16 protein-coding genes and 2 pseudogenes are annotated in these 17,468 nt (G+C 73.0%); 7 read left to right on the forward strand and 11 right to left on the reverse strand.

The features are described from left to right. Positions 1–90 precede the first annotated feature (90 nt). Genes IF04_RS39275 through IF04_RS0113030 form a run of 3 tightly spaced genes read left to right on the forward strand, consistent with a single transcriptional unit; the run spans position 91 to position 3,724 of the window. The gene (locus tag IF04_RS39275) at positions 91–633 is read left to right on the forward strand and encodes a 2Fe-2S iron-sulfur cluster-binding protein (RefSeq protein WP_030255206.1); all 543 of its coding nucleotides are present in this window, start codon (positions 91–93) and stop codon (positions 631–633) included. After that, positions 630–1,631, forward strand: a complete 1,002-nt coding sequence (locus IF04_RS0113025) for an FAD binding domain-containing protein (RefSeq protein WP_030255209.1) — start codon at positions 630–632, stop codon at positions 1,629–1,631. Before IF04_RS39275 ends, IF04_RS0113025 begins: the two co-directional genes overlap by 4 nt. Next, on the forward strand, positions 1,628–3,724 hold the full coding sequence (locus IF04_RS0113030) for a xanthine dehydrogenase family protein molybdopterin-binding subunit (RefSeq protein WP_030255212.1): 2,097 nt from the start codon (positions 1,628–1,630) through the stop codon (positions 3,722–3,724). The genes IF04_RS0113025 and IF04_RS0113030 overlap by 4 nt, the downstream gene beginning before the upstream one ends. Positions 3,725–3,765: 41 nt before the next feature. Here IF04_RS0113030 and IF04_RS0113035 read toward each other — a convergent pair whose 3' ends face one another. The 4 genes from IF04_RS0113035 to IF04_RS0113050 form a co-directional block, all read right to left on the reverse strand. Continuing rightward, positions 3,766–4,491, reverse strand: coding sequence for an N-acetylmannosamine-6-phosphate 2-epimerase (locus IF04_RS0113035; RefSeq protein WP_078600249.1), 726 nt, complete (start codon positions 4,489–4,491; stop codon positions 3,766–3,768). Positions 4,492–4,510: 19 nt separating this feature from the next. Beyond that, positions 4,511–5,473, reverse strand: a complete 963-nt coding sequence (locus tag IF04_RS0113040; protein ID WP_063829475.1) for an ROK family protein — start codon at positions 5,471–5,473, stop codon at positions 4,511–4,513. After that, a complete protein-coding gene (locus tag IF04_RS0113045) occupies positions 5,470–6,180 on the reverse strand; it encodes a GntR family transcriptional regulator (protein WP_030255221.1) in 711 nt (236 codons plus the stop codon). The genes IF04_RS0113040 and IF04_RS0113045 overlap by 4 nt, the downstream gene beginning before the upstream one ends. 104 nt (positions 6,181–6,284) lie before the next feature. Continuing rightward, entirely contained in the window at positions 6,285–7,586 is a 1,302-nt protein-coding gene (locus IF04_RS0113050; protein ID WP_030255224.1) for an MFS transporter, read from the reverse strand. Positions 7,587–7,908: 322 nt separating this feature from the next. Here IF04_RS0113050 and IF04_RS0113055 point away from each other — a divergent pair, with 322 nt between their 5' ends. Continuing rightward, positions 7,909–8,178, forward strand: a complete 270-nt coding sequence (locus tag IF04_RS0113055; protein ID WP_051831192.1) for a hypothetical protein — start codon at positions 7,909–7,911, stop codon at positions 8,176–8,178. An 83-nt stretch (positions 8,179–8,261) separates the two neighbouring features. Here IF04_RS0113055 and IF04_RS40365 read toward each other — a convergent pair. The 6 genes and pseudogenes from IF04_RS40365 to IF04_RS0113080 form a co-directional block, all read right to left on the reverse strand. Further along, positions 8,262–8,468: pseudogene (locus IF04_RS40365) on the reverse strand (helix-turn-helix domain-containing protein); the annotation flags it as partial. 849 nt (positions 8,469–9,317) lie between these two features. Next, positions 9,318–10,271 (reverse strand): annotated as a pseudogene (locus IF04_RS40485) (winged helix-turn-helix domain-containing protein); the annotation flags it as partial. A gap of 167 nt (positions 10,272–10,438) precedes the next feature. Beyond that, complete coding sequence (locus tag IF04_RS0113065; protein WP_030255231.1) at positions 10,439–10,924, reverse strand: DUF1269 domain-containing protein; 486 nt, start codon at positions 10,922–10,924, stop codon at positions 10,439–10,441. Then, positions 10,921–11,478, reverse strand: coding sequence for an RDD family protein (locus IF04_RS0113070; protein ID WP_245654384.1), 558 nt, complete (start codon positions 11,476–11,478; stop codon positions 10,921–10,923). The genes IF04_RS0113065 and IF04_RS0113070 overlap by 4 nt, the downstream gene beginning before the upstream one ends. Next, the gene (locus IF04_RS0113075) at positions 11,475–11,912 is read right to left on the reverse strand and encodes a hypothetical protein (protein ID WP_157847645.1); all 438 of its coding nucleotides are present in this window, start codon (positions 11,910–11,912) and stop codon (positions 11,475–11,477) included. Before IF04_RS0113075 ends, IF04_RS0113070 begins: the two co-directional genes overlap by 4 nt. Before the next feature lie 172 nt (positions 11,913–12,084). Continuing rightward, the gene (locus tag IF04_RS0113080) at positions 12,085–12,600 is read right to left on the reverse strand and encodes a DoxX family protein (protein WP_030255239.1); all 516 of its coding nucleotides are present in this window, start codon (positions 12,598–12,600) and stop codon (positions 12,085–12,087) included. Positions 12,601–12,817: 217 nt separating this feature from the next. Between IF04_RS0113080 and IF04_RS0113085 the strand changes: the two genes are divergently transcribed. From IF04_RS0113085 to IF04_RS0113095, 3 genes are all read left to right on the forward strand, one after another. Further along, entirely contained in the window at positions 12,818–13,477 is a 660-nt protein-coding gene (locus IF04_RS0113085; protein ID WP_030255242.1) for a 4'-phosphopantetheinyl transferase family protein, read from the forward strand. Between the two features lie 229 nt (positions 13,478–13,706). Then, on the forward strand, positions 13,707–14,303 hold the full coding sequence (locus IF04_RS0113090; protein ID WP_030255245.1) for a TetR/AcrR family transcriptional regulator: 597 nt from the start codon (positions 13,707–13,709) through the stop codon (positions 14,301–14,303). Between the two features lie 123 nt (positions 14,304–14,426). Then, positions 14,427–16,799, forward strand: coding sequence for an MFS transporter (locus tag IF04_RS0113095; protein WP_030255249.1), 2,373 nt, complete (start codon positions 14,427–14,429; stop codon positions 16,797–16,799). 64 nt (positions 16,800–16,863) lie between these two features. Here IF04_RS0113095 and IF04_RS0113100 read toward each other — a convergent pair whose 3' ends face one another. Next, positions 16,864–17,457, reverse strand: coding sequence for a GNAT family N-acetyltransferase (locus tag IF04_RS0113100; protein ID WP_037959267.1), 594 nt, complete (start codon positions 17,455–17,457; stop codon positions 16,864–16,866). Positions 17,458–17,468: the final 11 nt, after the last annotated feature.

Raw genomic sequence — 17,468 nt, forward strand, 5'->3', positions numbered from 1 at the left:
GGTGGCCCGAGCGGCGGGCATTGGCCCGGACGAGGTGCGGAGCGGCCCGGTCCGTTTTCACCGCTCGCCTTCAGGGGCACCCCTGACTCCATGAGAAGCACGGAGGGTACGGGCGACGCGGACACCACCACCGCGCTCACCCTGCACATCAACGGCGAACGCCGGGCGCAAGTCGTCGACAACCGCACCACGCTGCTCGACCTGCTCCGCGAGGACGTACGGCTGACCGGCGCCAAGAAGGGCTGCGATCACGGCCAGTGCGGGGCTTGCACGGTCCTGCTGGACGGCCACCGCGTCAACTCCTGCCTGGTGCTCGCGGTGGCCACCGAGGGCGCGCACGTGACGACCGTCGAGGGCCTGGCCGAAGGAGACGCGCTCCATCCGCTCCAGGAGGCGTTCATCGCGCACGACGGCTTCCAATGCGGCTTCTGCACGCCCGGCCAGATCTGCTCCGGCGTCGGGGCGATCGCCGAGGCCCAGGCCGGCTGGCCCAGCGCGGTGACGCCCGACGGCGCGCCGGACGGCCCGGTGGAGCTGACCGGCGGCGAGGTACGGGAGCGGATGAGCGGCAACATCTGCCGCTGCGGCGCGTACGTGAACATCATCGACGCGGTGCAGGAGGCGGCCCGGTGAAACCCTTCCGCTACGAGACGGCCACCGACCCCGCGACCGCCGTCGACCTGCTCTCCCGCGCACCCCGCGCGGCCTTCCTCGGCGGCGGCACCAACCTCGTGGACCTCATGAAGCTCGGGGTCGAGGTGCCCGAGATGCTGGTCGACGTCAGCCGGCTGCCGTTCGACGACATCACCGAGACCGACGGCGGGGGACTGCGGGTGGGCGCCACCGTGCGCAACAGCACCCTCGCCGTGCACACCGCCGTCCGCACCCGCTACCCGGCGCTCTCCCAGGCCCTGCTCGCCGGCGCCTCGCCCCAGCTGCGCAACCTCGCCACGATCGGCGGCAACCTGCTGCAGCGCACCCGCTGCACGTACTTCCAGGACATCGGCAAGCCCTGCAACAAGCGGCGACCCGGCTCCGGCTGCCCCGCACGCAGCGGCATCCACCGCGACCTCGCGGTCCTCGGCGCCTCCCAGCACTGCGTGGCCACCCACCCCTCGGACATGGCGGTCGCCCTGACGGCCCTCGACGCGCAGGTGCACTGCGTCTCAGCGGACGGCGAGCGGACGCTGCCGGTGGCCGAACTGCACCGGCTGCCGGGCGACACCCCCGACCAGGACACCGTCCTGCGGCACGGTGAACTGATCACCGCCGTGGAACTGCCGCCACCGGTGCCCGGCGCCCGCTCGGCGTACCGCAAGGCCCGGGAACGCGCCTCGTACGCCTTCGCGCTCGCCTCGGCCGCCGCCGACCTGAAGGTGAGCGACGGCAACGTCGAGCACGTACGGCTCGCGTTCGGCGCGCTCGCGGCCAAGCCGTGGCGCGCCCGCGCCGCCGAGGCCGCGCTGCTCGGCCGGCCCGCCACCGAGGAGTCCTTCGGCCGGGCCGTGGACGAGGAACTGGCGGCCGCCGAGCCGCTGCGCGACAACGGCTACAAGATCCCCCTGGCCCGCCGGCTGGCCGTCGCACTGCTGACGGACCTCGCGGGCACGCACGCGGAGGGTGCGCGATGACGACCTTGCCCCGGACCCTGGGCGCGGACACCGCACGGCTGGAGAGCCGCGAGAAGGTGACCGGCACGGCGCGGTACGCCGCCGACCACGCACGCCCCGACGGCCTGTACGCCTGGGCGGTGCCCGCCACGATCGCCCGCGGCGAGATCACCGCCGTCGACACCGCTACCGCGCTCGCCGACCCCGCCGTCGTCACCGTGCTCACCCACGAGAACGCGCCCCGGCTCGCCGAAGGCGACGACCCCACTCTCGCCGTCCTGCAGTCCCCGCACGTCGCACACCGCGGCCAGATCGTCGCGCTCGCGGTCGCCACCTCCCTGGAAGCGGCCCGCGCCGCCGCGACCGCGGTACGCCTGGACTACACCTCCGAGCCGCACGACGTCCTCCTCACCGCCGAACACCCGGGCATCTACGCGCCCGAGACCGCCAACGGCGGCCACCCCGCCGACCGCCTGCGCGGCGACTTCGAGGCGGCCTACGCCGAGGCCCCCGTACAGCACGACGCCGTCTACGAAACCCCGCCGCTGCACAACCACCCCATGGAGCCGCACGCCGCCACGGCCTGGTGGGAGGGCGAGCGGAAGCTCTGCCTGCACGACTCCAGCCAGGGCTCCTCGACCGTCCAGCAGATGCTGGCCCAGCTCTTCGCACTCGGCCCTGACCAGGTGCTCGTCACGAGCGAGCACGTCGGCGGCGGCTTCGGCTCCAAGGGCACGCCGCGCCCGCACGCGGTACTCGCCGCCATGGCAGCGCGTGTCACGGGCCGCCCGGTCACCCTCGCCTTCGCGCGCCAGCAGATGCCCGCCGTCACCGGCCACCGCGCCCCGACGATCCAGCACCTCCGCATCGGAGCCGACCGCGACGGCCGCATCCAGGCCCTCGCGCACGAGATCACCACCCAGTCCTCCACGGTCCAGGAGTTCGTCGAGCAGGCCGCGGCGCCCAGCCGGACGATGTACGTCTCGCCGGCCAGCCGCACCACCCACCGGGTCGCCCGGCTCGACGTGCCCACCCCCTCCTGGATGCGCGCGCCCGGCGAGTGCCCCGGCATGTACGCCCTCGAAGCGGCCATGGACGAACTCGCCCTCGCCTGCGGCCTGGACCCCATCGAACTGCGCGTACGCAACGAGCCCGACCGCGAGCCGGACTCCGGCCGCCCGTACAGCAGCCGCCACCTCGTGGAGTGCCTGCGCGAGGGCGCCCGCCGCTTCGGGTGGCAGGACCGAGACCCGCGCCCCGCGACGCGCCGCGACGGCCGGCTGCTGCTCGGTACCGGCGTGGCCGCCTCGACGTACCCGGTGATGGTCGCCCCGTGCCACGCCGAGGCGCACGCCCGCGCCGATGGGCTGATCGACGTCCGGGTGAACGCCACCGACATCGGCACCGGCGCCCGGACCGTCCTCGCCCAGATCGCCGCCGACGCGCTCCGGCTGCCACTGGACCGGGTCCGCATCCGCGTGGGCTGCAGCGAACTGCCCGAGGCCCCGGTGGCGGGCGGCTCTTCCGGCACCTCCTCGTGGGGCTCGGCGGTGCACAAGGCGTGCGACGGACTGCGGCGCGCGCTGGAGGAGCACAGCGAAGTACCGGCGACGGGCCTGACGGTCGCCGCCGACACCACCGAGGAGAGCAAGGGCGGCAAGGAGTACGCGCGGCACGCGTACGGCGCCCAGTTCGCCGAGGTACAGGTGGACACCGCGACGGGCGAGACCCGGGTACGGCGGCTCCTCGGCGTCTTCGCCGCGGGCCGCATCCTGAACCCGCGCACCGCCCGCTCGCAGTTCCTCGGCGGCATGACGATGGGACTCGGCATGGCCCTGACGGAAAACAGCACGATGGACCGCGAGTTCGGCGACTACGCGGAACGCGATCTGGCGATGTACCACGTGCCGGTCTGCGCCGACGTGCCGGACATCGACGTCCACTGGATCGAGGAGGAGGACCCGCACCTGAACCCGATGGGCTCCAAGGGCATCGGCGAGATCGGCATCGTGGGCACGGCGGCGGCTGTGACCAATGCGGTGCACCACGCGACGGGGGTGCGGGTCCGGGCGCTGCCGGTTACGCCGGATTCGTTGCTGCCACACCTGCCCTGACGGTGCGTCACCAGTGACAGCGGGTCAGGGCTGACGGGGCGTCATCCGGTCGGCAGGGCGGCGGTGAAGCGGGTCGCGATGGCCGCCGGGGCGGTGATCGCGCCGCCCACGACGACGCCCCACGCCCCCGCGTCGATGGCCGCGCGGGCCTGCTCCGGGGTGTGCAGCCGCCCCTCGGCGAAGACGGGCGCCTCCAGGCGCTCGGCCAGCTCGCCGACCAGCACCAGGTCGGGGCCGGGCTGCTGGCGGCTGTACGGCGTGTAACCGGACAGGGTCGTGGAGACCACATCGGCACCGAGCGCGGCCGCCGCCACCCCCTCCTCCACCGTGGACACATCGGCCATCAACAGCGCACCGAGTCCATGCACCGCCTCGACCGTCTCGCGCAGCGGGCGGCCGTCCGGGCGCGGGCGGCCGGTCGCGTCCACGGCGACGATCTCGGCACCCGCCTCGGCGACGGCCCGCGCGTGCCCCGCGGTCGGCGTGATGTAGACCCCCTCAGCGCCGTCCTTCCACAGCCCGATGACCGGCAGCCCGACCACTGCCCGTACGGCCCGGATGTCGTCCACGCCCTGTACCCGTACCCCCGCCACCGGCGCGCCCGAGGTCACCGAGGCGGCCATGGCGGCGATGTGCTCCGGGGCGCGCAACGGGTCTCCGGGCGGCGCCTGGCAGGAGACCACCAGCCGCCCGCGCAGCCCGTCGAGCAGTGCACGGACACGGTCGGCGGGCATCGTGGTCCGGCTCGGGCCAGTGGTCTCCGTCATGCGCTGTCCTCGTCCTTCATCACGTCGTCGTGGTGGTCTGCCGGGGGCCGGTTTCCAGCAGCAGGGCCGCGGCGCCGATCACCGCGGCACGGGGCCCGAGCGCGGCGGGCACGGGCCGTACGCCGGCGGGCCCGGGCAGCAGCTCGGCGGCGAACGCCTCAGTCAGCGGCTGCCAGAACGGCGTGCCGATGGACGCGACACCGCCGCCGATCACCACCCGCTGCGGATCCACGGTGTTGACCAGCCCGGCCAGCGCGCGGCCCAACGCCGCCGCACCCTCGGCGAGGGCGGCCCGGGCGGCTTCCGTGCCAGTAGGGGTATCCGACTCCGCCAGTGCCGCCACCTTCCGCAGGTCGTACACGTCCTCATCCCCGGCCAGTTCGCGGAACCGCGCGGTGATCGCGGGGCCCGACGCGACGGCCTCCAGATGCCCCGCCCCGCCACAGTTGCACGGCCGCCCGGCGGCCTCCGGCACCGCGATATGGCCGAACTCGCCCGCCGTCCAGTGCGCACCGCGCAGCAGCCGCCCACCGGTGACCAGCCCGCCGCCGATGCCGGTGCCCACGCTCACGTACAGCGCGGACGCGCAGCCCGCGCCGGCGCCGTAGGTCTGCTCGGCCAGCGCGAAGACATTCGCGTCGTTGTCGGCGGCCACCGGCAGCCCGAGGCGGGCGCTGAGCTCCTCGCTCAGACGGGTGCCCGCCCAGCCGGGGAGCAGCGCGTTGGCCGAACGCACCACGCCCAGGTCCCGGTCGATGACTCCTCCGGTACCAATGCCCAGGCCCTCCGCGCCTTCCCACCCGGGCAGTTCGCGAACGGCCGCCGCGATGGCGTCGAGCACCGCGTCGCGGCCCTGCGCCGCGGGCGTGGGCCGGACGACCGAGGTCAGCAACGCGCCGTCCGCCGAGACGAGACCGGCAGCGATCTTCGTCCCACCCACATCGACGCCGAGCAGCGTGCGCGGCTCCCGAGCGGCCGTCACGACTGCGCCCTGCGGACGGTGAAACGGATGTCGTAGCGGTCGGCGCGGTAGATCGTGGTCGTCGCCTCGACGGGGGTGTCGCGGCGGTCCAGACCGACCCGCTGCACCCGCAGCCCCGAACTGCCCAGCGGGACGCCGAGCAGGGCCGACTCCGTGTCGTCGAGGTCGACGGCCCGGATGATCTGGTCGGCCGAGCGGATGTCCAGCCCGTACCGCTCGTTGAGCAGTGCGTAGAGCGATCCCGTCAGGTCCTCCTCGACGAGCCCGGGGACACGGTCGGCCGGAAAGTGGACGTTCTCCAGGCACATGGGGGAGCCGTCGGCGAGCCGCAGCCGGGAGACGCGGACGACCTTGGAGTCCGGCGCGACACCGAGCCGCTCGGCGAGCTGCCGGCCGGCCCGCACCGTCCCGGCGGCCAGCAGCCGCGAGGCCGGTTCGAGGTTCCGCTCGGCCATGTCCTCGGAGAACGAGGTGAGGGTGAGCGACTTGGAAACGACGGGCGGCGCGACGAACGTCCCCGCGCCCTGCACCCGGTACACACTCCCCGCAGCCTCCAGGGCGTCCAGCGCCTGCCGCACGGTGTTGCGCGAGACCCCGTGCTGCGTGGCGATCTCCCGCTCCGTAGGGAGCGGCGCGTGCGGGGGAGCGCCACCGATCTCGCTCAGCAGCGCCGCCCGCAGCTCCTCATGCTTGGCCTGTCGAGCCACGCTTCACCTTCCCCATGGGAGTGCAATAGGTACCAACCAATAGGGAAGTTAGCACGCCAACATCTGACCGATGCCGCTCACTGTGGAGAATTGGTACCAGCCAATCAGCTCGCAGCCCGTTCGGCCTCCACCTGCTCCAGCGGCTTGCCCGCCGTGTTGGGCATGAACAGGCCGATGACGCCGCAGATGAGGAGTGAGGCGGTGAGGAAGGCGGCGACCGGGGCGATGCCGGTGCTTGCCAGTGCGGGTACGAAGAAGGACCAGACGCCGAGGACGACGCGGGACGTGCCGAAGGTGATGCCCTGCGCCGTGCCGCGCAGCATCGTCGGGAAGACCTCCTGGCTGATGGTCTTGTAGACGGCCTCGCCCGCCATGGCCTGCCCGACACCGAAGAGCACCACGTTGAAGACGATGACGGGGAGGGTGAAGGGCAGGAACAGGAAGACGCCGTACGCACAGACCTGCATCACCGAGCCGACGATCCACATCACCTTGCGGTAGCGGTGGCCGCGGTCCGAGTACCGCATGTAGACCGCGACCGTACCGACGATCACCAGCGCGAAGCTGGCGCAGGACAGGGCGACGCTGGTGGCCTGGCTGCCCGCGCCCAGGCTCTGGACCATGTACGGGGTGAAGATGCCGTTCGTGCCGGCCGCGAGGTTCCAGAAGAGGTAGATGCCGCCGGTGAACAGCAGGGCCCGCAGATGGGCGCCGCGCAGCAGCTCGCGGACCTTGGGGCGGGCCGCCGCGCCACCCTTCGCCGCGCTCCGCCAGACAGCCGACTCGACCATGCCGCGGCGCAGCGCGTACGTCACCAGTGACACCACGAACAGGTGCAGGAAGACGATGCGGATGCCGAGAAGGCCGAGGTCCGACAGGGCCCAGGCGAGCAGCAGGACGACCACCGGGCCGAGGCTCCAGGTCACCTGGGTCATGCCGAGCAGCTTGCCGCGCGCCTTGGCCGGGGAGAACTCACCGACCAGCGCGAGCGAGGTCGGCACGTCCGCGCCGACGGCCAGGCCGACGATGAAGGTGCCGGTGAACAGCATCAGCGGGTTGACCGCGAAGGCGATGAGCAGGATGGCCGCCGCGTACACGAGCAGGTCGTACTGGTAGATCCGCTTGCGGCCGAGCTTGTCGCCCAGTCGGCCGCCGATGAACGCGCCGATCGCCGCGCCGATGGCGTTGGGACCGATGGCCGTCAGCGCGCCGAGGCCGCTCTCGGAGAGCCCGAAACGGTCCTGGAAGAGGGCGAGACCGGAGCTGAGCGCGACGATCGACCCGGCGTCGAGATAGGACGCCATGCCGGCCAGCCCGGTCCACTTCCACTGCTGCCGCGAGACGGCGCCGTCCCCGGCCGCTCCGTCAGCGGCGGACTGTGTGCTCGTGCCCTGCACGGATGTCACCTGGACTCCTTCGGCCTCGCGTGGTGCGCTTGCGTTTGAAACGACTCAAACCATGGATGGGAGGGCTTCTGGAGTCAATAGGTGGCGCGGGTATTTGCATTGAAACCTTTCAGTCGCCCGTATCGGCTCGGCGCCGCGTCAGAGACGTCGCGAACTGTGCGCCCGGAAGGGTGCATTGCGCCGCTGACCTGCGAAAAAGGGCTCCCTGGAGGGGTGTTGGAGCTGGCTGAAATCGACTAAAATAGAAGCAGTGTTCGAGGGAGCTCACGGGGGGTCCGGGGCTCTCGACCACGACAGGAGGGACCCTGTGACGGCTGCCGTAATGTCTTCGACGCGCCCGCTGTTCGACCTGCCGTACGCCCCGCTCGCGAAGAAGCCGCTGCCGGCAGGCCGGCCGCGCGAGTGGTACATCGCTCACAACCGCCGGCTCAAGGCCATGCGTCTGGCCATCGCCCTGCTCGACTCCGGTGTGCACACGCCGGACCGCGCGCCGAACCGACTCATCCGTGACACCGCCGCACTCGTCGGCATCCACCGCCCGTCCGACACCACCTGCCACATGGTCCGCACTCTGATGCGTTACACCCGCTGAACATCCGCTGACGCGACCGCCGATGCGGAGGGGCGGGCCGGTCTTCCGGCCCGCCCCGTCGTCGTACGGTGGCGCGGTCAGGGTCACGTGACGTGGGGGAGAAGTCCCAGTTCGCGGGCGCGGCGGACGGCGGCGGTCCGGCGGCTCACGGACAGCTTGCGGTAGACGCTCTTCAGGTGTGTCTTGACGGTGTTGACCGAGAGCTGGAGTTCGGCGGCGATCTCGTCCGTGGCCATCGTGCGCGCCAGTTGGGCCAGTACGTCGAGCTCACGCCTGCTGAGCGCCACCACGACCGGCTGCCGGGCGTCGCCGTCGTCGCCGCCGGCCGGGGGCGCCCCGTTGTGAGCCCGGGGCGCCGCCCCGTTGCGGGACGGGCCGGTCCACGCGCGGACCATCTGGAGCGTGGCGTACGAGGGGTCACCGGGGCCGGAGGCAGGCAGTGGGGGCCGTTGCGCGGTCGCGGCGAGTTCGGCGGCGGCCCGGAACCGTCCGCGGAGCGCTTCCAGGAGGGCGAGTTCGATGAGGAAGTCGCGGCGCAGCGCCCGGCTTCCCGCGGTGCCGGCCGCCCTGAGTCCTGTCGTCAGGGCGCCCTCCGCCGCCGTCAGCCGGCCGCGCCGCAGCTCGGCACCGCCGCGGACCAGCTGGATCAGGGCGCGCAGTTCGGGGCGGTCCGCCTGGGCCTCGCGGGGGAGGAGCGCGAAGAGACGCTGCGCCTCGGCCGCCGCGGCCGGCGCCGCCGAGGGGCCCCGGGTGCGCTCCAGTTGCGTACGGATCACCGCGTGGGTGAGATGCAGGGAATGGTCGGCGGGTGTTGCTGTGTCGGAGAGAAGGGGCTCCGCTTGTGCCAGGGCCGTGGCGCAGGCCGTCACATCTCCGTGCGACAGCGCGCTTGCCGCGGTGACGAGTGCGGTCTCGGGGCTGCCGTCGACTGTGGGGGCGACGTTTCCGGTTGCGGCCTGGGGGAGTTGAGTGGCCGTCAGCCCCAGTACCTGGCCTATTGCCAGACGGTGGACGATCAGGCGGTGCGCGTACGGGCGGTCGTCCGCGGCGAGTGCGTGGTGTACCGCCTCGGCGAGCGAGCCGTTGTCGCTCAGCCAGGCTGCTGCCCGGCGGTGCAGTTCGGCGGTCCGGTCCGGGTGTTCCTCCCGCAGCCGGCGGCGCAGCGCCTCGCCGATCACACGGTGGTGCCGGTACCAGCCCTGCCCGCACGTCTCCAGGCACGCGTGCTCGCCGGCCACGGCGGCGAAGCGCCGGCCCGCCCGGTCGCCTGCCACCGCGGCGGCCAGGGGAGCGTTCACCCGGTCCAGGATGCTCGTCGTCAGGAGCAGGCTGCGCACTTCGGGCGGCTGCCCGTCCAGTAACTCCTCGACGAGGTAGCCGACGACCGCGTCGTCCGCGCCGCTGAACCGCATCGCGTACCGCTCCGGATCGCGCTGCCGCGCCAGGGCCAGCGCGGCGAGTCGCAGCCCCGCCGCCCAGCCCTCCGTGCGCTCGCGCAGCGATGCCACGGCGCGACGGGGGAGTGTGATCCCGTGGAGTGCGAGCAGCGCCGCCGTCTCCCGGTCGTCGAAGGCCAGCGCGCCGGTGCGGAGTTCGGTGAGGTCGCCGGCCAGGCGGTGCCGGTGGAGGTGCAGCGGCGGGTCCCCGCGCGCCGCCACCACCAGCCGCAGCGCCCGGCCGGCGTGCGCGAGCAGGTACGACACCCCGGCGGCGCACGGCGCGCCGCCCCCGGCCCGGAGACCGTCCAGCACCAGCACCACCGGCCCGCGCCGGGCCGCCAGCGCCTCGGCGAGCAGGGCGGCCGCCGCGAGCCCGTCCGGTACTGCGTGTCCGCCCGGTACGGCAACGCCTGCCACCTCCAACGCCCGTGTCACCCGCGCCCAGAAGAGGCCGGGCGGCTCCGGGGCGTCGTCACACGTCACCCAGGCCACCGGGCCCGGTGCGGTGCCCGTGTGGGCCCACTGCGTCAGAAGGGCCGACTTGCCGGCTCCCGGCGGGCCGATCACCACGGTCAGCGGGCCGAGTACGCCCGCGGAGAGCCGTTCCACCAGTCGGGGCCGGGGGACGAGCCGTGCGCCCGGGGACTCGCCCATCGCCGGCCCCTCGCTTCGCGGTGTCGCTTCCGGAGTTGTCCTCGATGTGTCCGACGAGTGTGTCGCCCCTTCGTGTGCGCGGCAGCCTGTGCGGACGCATCTCACTCCGGGGGCCGTGTCGCCTTCCTCAACACGCCGTGTGCCGTCCGGTCTCTTTGCTGCGTCGGTCAGGTCCCCTGGAGGGCGGAGACCAGTTCCTCCTCGCGGTCCTTGGTGAGCGAGGTACGGATGACGGTGGGGTTGAACGGGCGCAACGCCTCCCGCACCCGGTCCGGCGTGGACCGCCGTACGAGGGCGAACACCGCGGCGCGCCCGGGCTCCAGCGTGCGGGCCACTTCCTTGATGAACGCGTCATTTATCCCGACGTCGGTGAGCTTGCCGACGGCCGCACCTGAGGCGGCACCGACCGCCGCGCCGAAGACCGGCATCAGGAACAGCATGCCGAACAGCGTTCCCCACAGGGCGCCGCCGGCCGCTCCCGTGGCGGTGGTGTGGTACGTCTGCTCCACGTGGATCTTGCCGTCCTGCGTCCGCCACGCCAGCGCGGCGTCCTCCAGGTCCAGCAGCTCCTGGCGGGAGAGTTCCTTGCCGAGCCGCATGACGGCCTCGGCCTTCTCCTTGTCCGGGAAACCGAGTACGACGAGATCGGTCATCGCAGCCTCCTACGGATCTGACTCCGGATCTGATCCGGCGTCCCATTGAGCCGCCGCGCGCGCCGGGACGCGTCACCCGGAACGGGTGAAGTACGCCCGTGCCAGTCGTGGACGACGACGCTGGCCACCACGAGATCCTGGAGCGAGTGGCCGTGCCGGCTGACCGGTATCCAGAGCAGGCCCCACGGGAACGCCACGCAGAGCGCCGCCCGCAACAGGGCGCGGCCGGGCCCGAGCGGCCGTCCCGACCGCGCGGCCACCCGCAGGCCCATCAGCCGGGCCCCCGCCGTACGGCCGGCCGTCAGCCAGCTTCCCGCGAGGTAGCCGACCGCGAGGGCGGCACCGCACGCGGTACTGATCCGGGGCGGCAGGTGCGGGAGCGCGAACGGCGGTCCGGCGACCATGAAGCGCACGGCCGCGGCGGCCAGCAGCGCGGCGAGCCCGATGCCGAGTACGGCGAACGTGTCGATGAGCGCGGCAACGGTACGGGACACCAGTCCCGCCGTCCGCCCCTGCATCCGGACCGGGTCGTCCTGCCGCCCGGGCTCGGTCACGGCGGCGCGTGGTTCCTGCCGTCCCTGCGCAGCAGCCGGTCAGTGGCCCGGTTCACCAAGCGGTCGGCGTGCATGGCCTGGACGCGGAACGCGTCGACGGTCTCCTCGGCCATCCCACCGCCGGTCTCCCGTACGATCCGGCCGAGATCGATCTCCCGGAGTACCTGCTCGGTGAGCGCGACCAGGTCGATCCGGGCCACAATCGCGTCGATGTCGACCCGGTCGGCGATCCGCCGCACATCGACCCGGTCGGCCGCCGCGTCCAGATCCAGCCGCGCCGCCACGGCGTCGACATCCACCCGGGCCACCACCGCGTCGAGATCCAGCTGGTCGAGTACGGGGACCACCACCGTACGGACCAGTACCCGGCCCGTCGTATGCAGCGTCGTACGGACCGCTGCACGGACCGTTGTACGGATCGCTGTGCGGGCCAACCCCCCTGCCGCGCAGGCCACTTGACCCACACTCGCCGGTACGGCCCAGCGCGCCGCGGACCGGACCCGGGTGACGGCCCAGCCGCCGGCGTGTCCCTTCACACCGGCATGGCAGCACGCCCGCCCAGGGCCCGGCCTCCTCCGCTACGGGTGACCGGCCGGGGGTCGGCGCTCAGCCGACCGGCAGCCGGCTGCTGATCTTGTGGGTCTTGCGGGCCGTGCGGGCGCGCAGAGCCGCCTCGCGGCGGGCCTGGTGTGCCGCGTGCCGGCCCTGCCAGGCGAGGGACGGCTTGCCGTGGGTGTCCGCCGAGGCGATGAGCAGCCCGCCGAGCATGGAGAGGTTCTTGAGGAACTGGATGCGCTCCTGGGTGCGCGTCTCTTCGTCCTCGGCCTCCCAGAACCGGTGTCCGGCGAGGGTCGTGGGCACCAGCGTGGCCGCAATGGCCAGCGCGGACACCCGTGGGAAGCGCCCGATCGCCAGCAGCGAGCCGGCCACCAGCTGCACACCGCCGCTGATCCGGACGAGCTGCTCGGTCTGTTCCGGCATACCGGGGATGCGCTGGGCGATGGGCTGGGCAATCGGCTCGGCGGCCGGGACCAAGGGCTCGGGATTGCGCAGGGTCTGGAGGCCCTGGATGACGTAGGTCGAGGCCAGCATGGGCCGGGCGAGAAGTCGCAGTACAAGCATGGCCCACGAGTGCCCCCTCCGGCCGGACCTCATCCCTCGCTGCCACCCGCGCCCCTCGGATGGGGCAACTACCGGCCTGTCCGGTTGCGCCCCGCCGCTCCGGTGCCCTCCCAGGGCCCGCCCCGGCCGCCCTTCACTCTCCGCCCCGCACCGTCTTTACTTCAGTCGTGACCTACGAGATCCGCGCCCTTCCCGCCACCACCCCCGGGACCCCCGCATGATCGACAAGCTGCTGCCCGCCCCTGTGATCACCGCCGAGGCGTTCCACGACGCCCCCGTCTCGGACATGTTTCCCGAGGAACTGGCCCTGGTGGCCGACGCGGTACCGAAGCGGCAGCAGGAGTTCGGTACGGTGCGCGGCTGCGCCCGCGACGCGCTCGCCCGCCTGGGCTTCGCCCCCGCGCCCCTGCTGCCGGGACCCGACCGCGCGCCGCGCTGGCCGGCCGGCGTCGTCGGGGCGCTCACCCACTGCACCGGCTACCGCGCCGCCGCGGTCGCCCGCGCCACGGACGTGCTGACCCTGGGTCTGGACGCGGAGCCGCACGAGCCTGTGGCGGATCCGGGCGTACTGGAGCTGGTCACCCTCCCCGAGGAGCGGGCCCAACTGGCCAGGCTGGCCGAGCTGATGCCCGAGGTCTGCTGGGACCGGCTGATCTTCAGCGCGAAGGAGAGCGTCTACAAGGCGTGGTATCCGCTCGCCCGCCGCTGGCTCGGTTTCGAGGAGGCGCACCTCACCCTCGACCCGACGGACGCCACCTTCACCGCCCGCCTCCTCGTCCCCGGGCCGGTCGTCCGGGGCCGGGAGCTCACCGGGTTCAGCGGCCGGTGGCTGATCGGGTCGGGGCTGGTGACGACGGCCGTGGTGCTGCCCGCGTGAGTCCGCGCGGCCGCGGATGCGGGGCGGCGGGCGGGGGCGCAGCCTGGTAGGGGACCCGAGCAGCTCGGCGCCGGACCCGCACCTCAAAAGAGGGCAATCGGGTCACCAGGCCGCGAAATTGCAGGTCACGCGAGTGACTATCGGAACGTTTGCGTTTCGATCGGAGCGGGGCGTACGCTCGAAGAGGCTAAGAGTACGAAACCGTTTCGATCCGTTGTTCGGGGTGGACATGCCCGTCACCACGCCGCCGTCCGCAGCACGCCGGACGCGGCTCTCGCCGGAGCGTGAGGGCGAGCTGTACGCCGCGGTCCTGGACCTGGTGCGCGAGGTCGGGTACGAGAACCTCACCCTGGACGCCGTCGCCGCCCGCTCCCGGTGCAGCAAGGCCACGCTGTACCGCCGCTGGCAGGGGAAGCCCCGGCTGGTGTCCGCGGCGCTGCGGCATCTGCGGCCGTTCTCGCTGGAGGACCTGGACACCGGTTCGCTCCGCGGCGACGTGCACGAGCTCGCCCGGCGGATCGGGGACGCCAAGAAGGACATCGACCTGATGCGCGGGATCACGCATGCCGTGCACAGGGATCCGGAGCTGGCCGAGGCCATGCACACGGCTCTGATCGAACCCGAACTGGAGGTGATGCAGGCGATGCTCGACCGGGCGGTCGCCCGCGGCGAGGTCGACCCCGGCTGCCCGGCGATCCCCTTCTTCCCGCACGCACTGTCCGGCGCCGTCTTCTCGCGCCCGATGATCGAGCAACGCCCCGCGGACGCCGCGTACCTCACGCGCTATCTGGACGCCGTGGTGCTTCCCGCCCTGCTGCGGACCTGACGCCCGGCCCGGGCGCAACGACGCCGTCCCGGGCGCGCGCAACGCCGGGCGGCACGCACGAGAACCACCCCCGGGGACCCCGGAAGAGGAGCACCGGACCCCGGAAGATCCGAAGGACTCCGTATGACCTCCACCCGTGTCGATGCAGGCGCCGACGCCGGGCAGCCGGCCGAGGCGCCGTCCGGCGGCCGGGCGACGGGGCACACCCCCCACCGCTGGTGGGTGCTGGCCGTCATCGGCCTCGCCCAGCTGATGGTGGTGCTGGACGCCACCATCGTGAACATCGCCCTCCCGTCCGCCCAGCGCGACCTGGGCTTCAACAACGACGGCCGGCAATGGGTCGTCACCGCCTACTCCCTCGCCTTCGGCTCCCTGCTGCTGCTCGGCGGGCGGCTCGCCGACCTCTTCGGGCGGAAGACGACGCTGCTGATCGGCCTGGTCGGCTTCGCCGGGTCCTCGGCGCTGGCCGGTGCGGCCCACAGCTTCTCGATGCTGGTGGTCGGCCGGGCCCTGCAGGGCCTGTTCGGCGCGCTGCTGGCGCCGTCCGCGCTGTCCCTGCTGACGACGACGTTCACGGACGCCAAGGAACGCGCCAAGGCGTTCGGCATCTTCGGTGCGATCGCCGGTTCCGGCGGCGCCATCGGGCTGCTGCTCGGCGGCGTACTGACCGAGCACCTGGACTGGCGCTGGACCCTGTACGTCAACCTCGTCATCGCCGTCGTGGCGGTCATCGGCGCGCTGGTCTTCGTCCGCCGCCCCGCGCCCACCGCACGGCCCCGGCTCGACCTGTTCGGCACGCTGCTCGTGGCCGCCGGGCTCTTCGGCATCGTCTTCGGCTTCTCCAGCGCCGAGACGCACGCCTGGAGCCACTGGATGTGCTGGGCGTTCCTCGCGGGCGGCGGCGTGCTGCTCCTCGCGTTCGTGCTCTGGGAGACGCGCGCCGGGCATCCGCTGCTGCCGCTGCGTGTGCTGGGTGACCGCAACCGCGCCGCGTCCTTCATATCCGTGTTCATCTCCGGCGCCGGTATGTTCGGGGTCTTCCTCTTCCTGACGTACTACCTGCAGCAGACGCTCGCGTACACGCCGGTCAAGACCGGCCTCGCCTTCCTGCCCATGGTCGGCATGCTGATGGTGATGGCGCAGCTGTCGATGAACATCCTCGTGCCGAAGATCGGGCCCAAGCCGATCGTGCCGCTGGGCATGTTCTTCGCCGCCGCCGGCATGATCTGGCTGACCCGGCTGGACCTGGACAGCACGTACGCCGCGCACGTCCTGCCGCCGCTGCTGGTGATGGGCTTCGGCCTCGGCATGGTCATGCCGCCCGCGATGAGCCTGGCCACGCTGGGCGTCGCACCCAGCGACCAGGGCGTCGCCTCGGCGACGGTCAACACGATGCAGCAGGTCGGCGGTTCGATCGGCACCGCGCTGTTCAACACGATGGCCGCCAGCGCCGTCACCAACTACCTCGCGGACCGCAAGCCGACCAAGTTGAACCAGGCCGAAGCCGCACTGCACAGCTACGACATCGCGTACTGGTGGGCCGCCGCCTTCTTCGCCGCCGGCCTGGTCATCACGGTGCTGCTGTACCGCAGGGGCAAGGCCGTCGCCGATCACGGCCCGGCCGTACCGGTGGAGCCGGAGCACCACGGGCACGGCCACGGGGCCGCGCACGACGAGTCCGTACCGGAGGACCGTACGGGCACGGCCGAGCTTCCGGTGACCGCGGCGGCCGCGGCGCCGTCCGGTCCCGCCGTGCACGGCCGGGTGCTGGACGCGGCCGGTGCGCCCGTGCCGGAGGCCGCCGTCACGCTGATCGACGCCCAGGGCAGCCAGCTCGGCCGCGCCACGGCGGCAGCGGACGGCCGGTACGCCCTGGCCACCCCGGCCGCCGGCAGCTATGTACTCGTCGGCGCGGCCGCCGGGCACCAGCCGCGGGTGACCACTCTGGCCGTCGGCGAGGAGCCGGTCGCCTTCGACCTGATGCTCGCCGGGACCGGCGGTCTGGAGGGCACGGTGCGGGCCGGCTCGTCGCCGGTGGCGAATGCGCTGGTCGTGGCCACGGACGAGCGCGGTGACGTGATCGAATCGGCCTCTTCCGGCGAGGACGGCGGCTACCGCCTGCCCTCGCTCGTACCGGGCGTCTACACCCTGACGGCCAGTGCGGAGGGCTACCAGCCGTACGCCGGCATCGCCGAGGTCTCCGGTGGCGTACCGACCCGCCAGGACGCCGTGCTCCAGCCCGCCGCGACCCTCCGCGGCACGGTCCACAGCCGGACCGGCGCGCCCCTGGGCGAGGCCCGCGTCTCGCTGCTGGACCCCGCGGGCAACGTGGTGGCGGTCCGTACGACGGGCCCGGACGGCGCGTACGCCTTCACCGACCTGTCCGGCGGCGAGTACACGGTCGTGGCCAGCGGCTTCCCGCCGGTCGCCACCCCGCTGACCGTCGGCGCCGCGGGCCACGACGGCTTCGACATCACGCTCACGCACGGGGACTGAGACCCCCGGACCCCGAGGAGGGCGGCATCCGTACGTACGGATGCCGCCCTCCTCGTCATTACGGTTATTGCGCCGGGCGCCACATCGGCCAGAGCGTCGGGCCGTCCTCGTGGGGGCGGAGTTCCGCGCTGACGGTGAAGCCGAAGTGCTCGTAGAACGGGATGTTGTCCGGCTTGGAGGACTCCAGGTGGACGGGGAGGCCCGCCGCGTCGGCGCGGGCGAGGCCCGAGCGGAGCAGGGCGGCGCCGTGGCCCTGGCCGCGGACGTCCGGGTCGGCGCCGATCAGCGCGAGGTACCAGTGCGGTTCCTCGGGCGTGTGCGCGGCGACCTGTTCCACGACGTCCCGCAGCAACAGGGCGCGCTCGCCGAGGATGTCCATCAGCTCGTGCACCGTCCCGGCGTCCGGCACAGCCTTTTCGCGGGCCTCCGGCGGCACCCAGAACGCCGCGGCGGCGGAGGTGAGTTCGCACCTGCCGTGCGGCCTGTACTGCCGGTGGAAGAGCGTCGTGAAGTAACGGACGAGCCGCTCACCGCGGGTGGCGGCGTCGGGGAGCAGCCAGGACATCAACGGGTCGTCGTCGAAGGCCCGGGCCAGCGACCGGCCGAGCGACGGAGCGTCATCGGCCGTCGCGGCCCTGGGGGTACACGTGTTCGGCATACCGTGCATTC

Source organism: Streptomyces violens (genome assembly GCF_000717745.1).
Lineage (GTDB): Bacteria > Actinomycetota > Actinomycetes > Streptomycetales > Streptomycetaceae > Streptomyces > Streptomyces violens.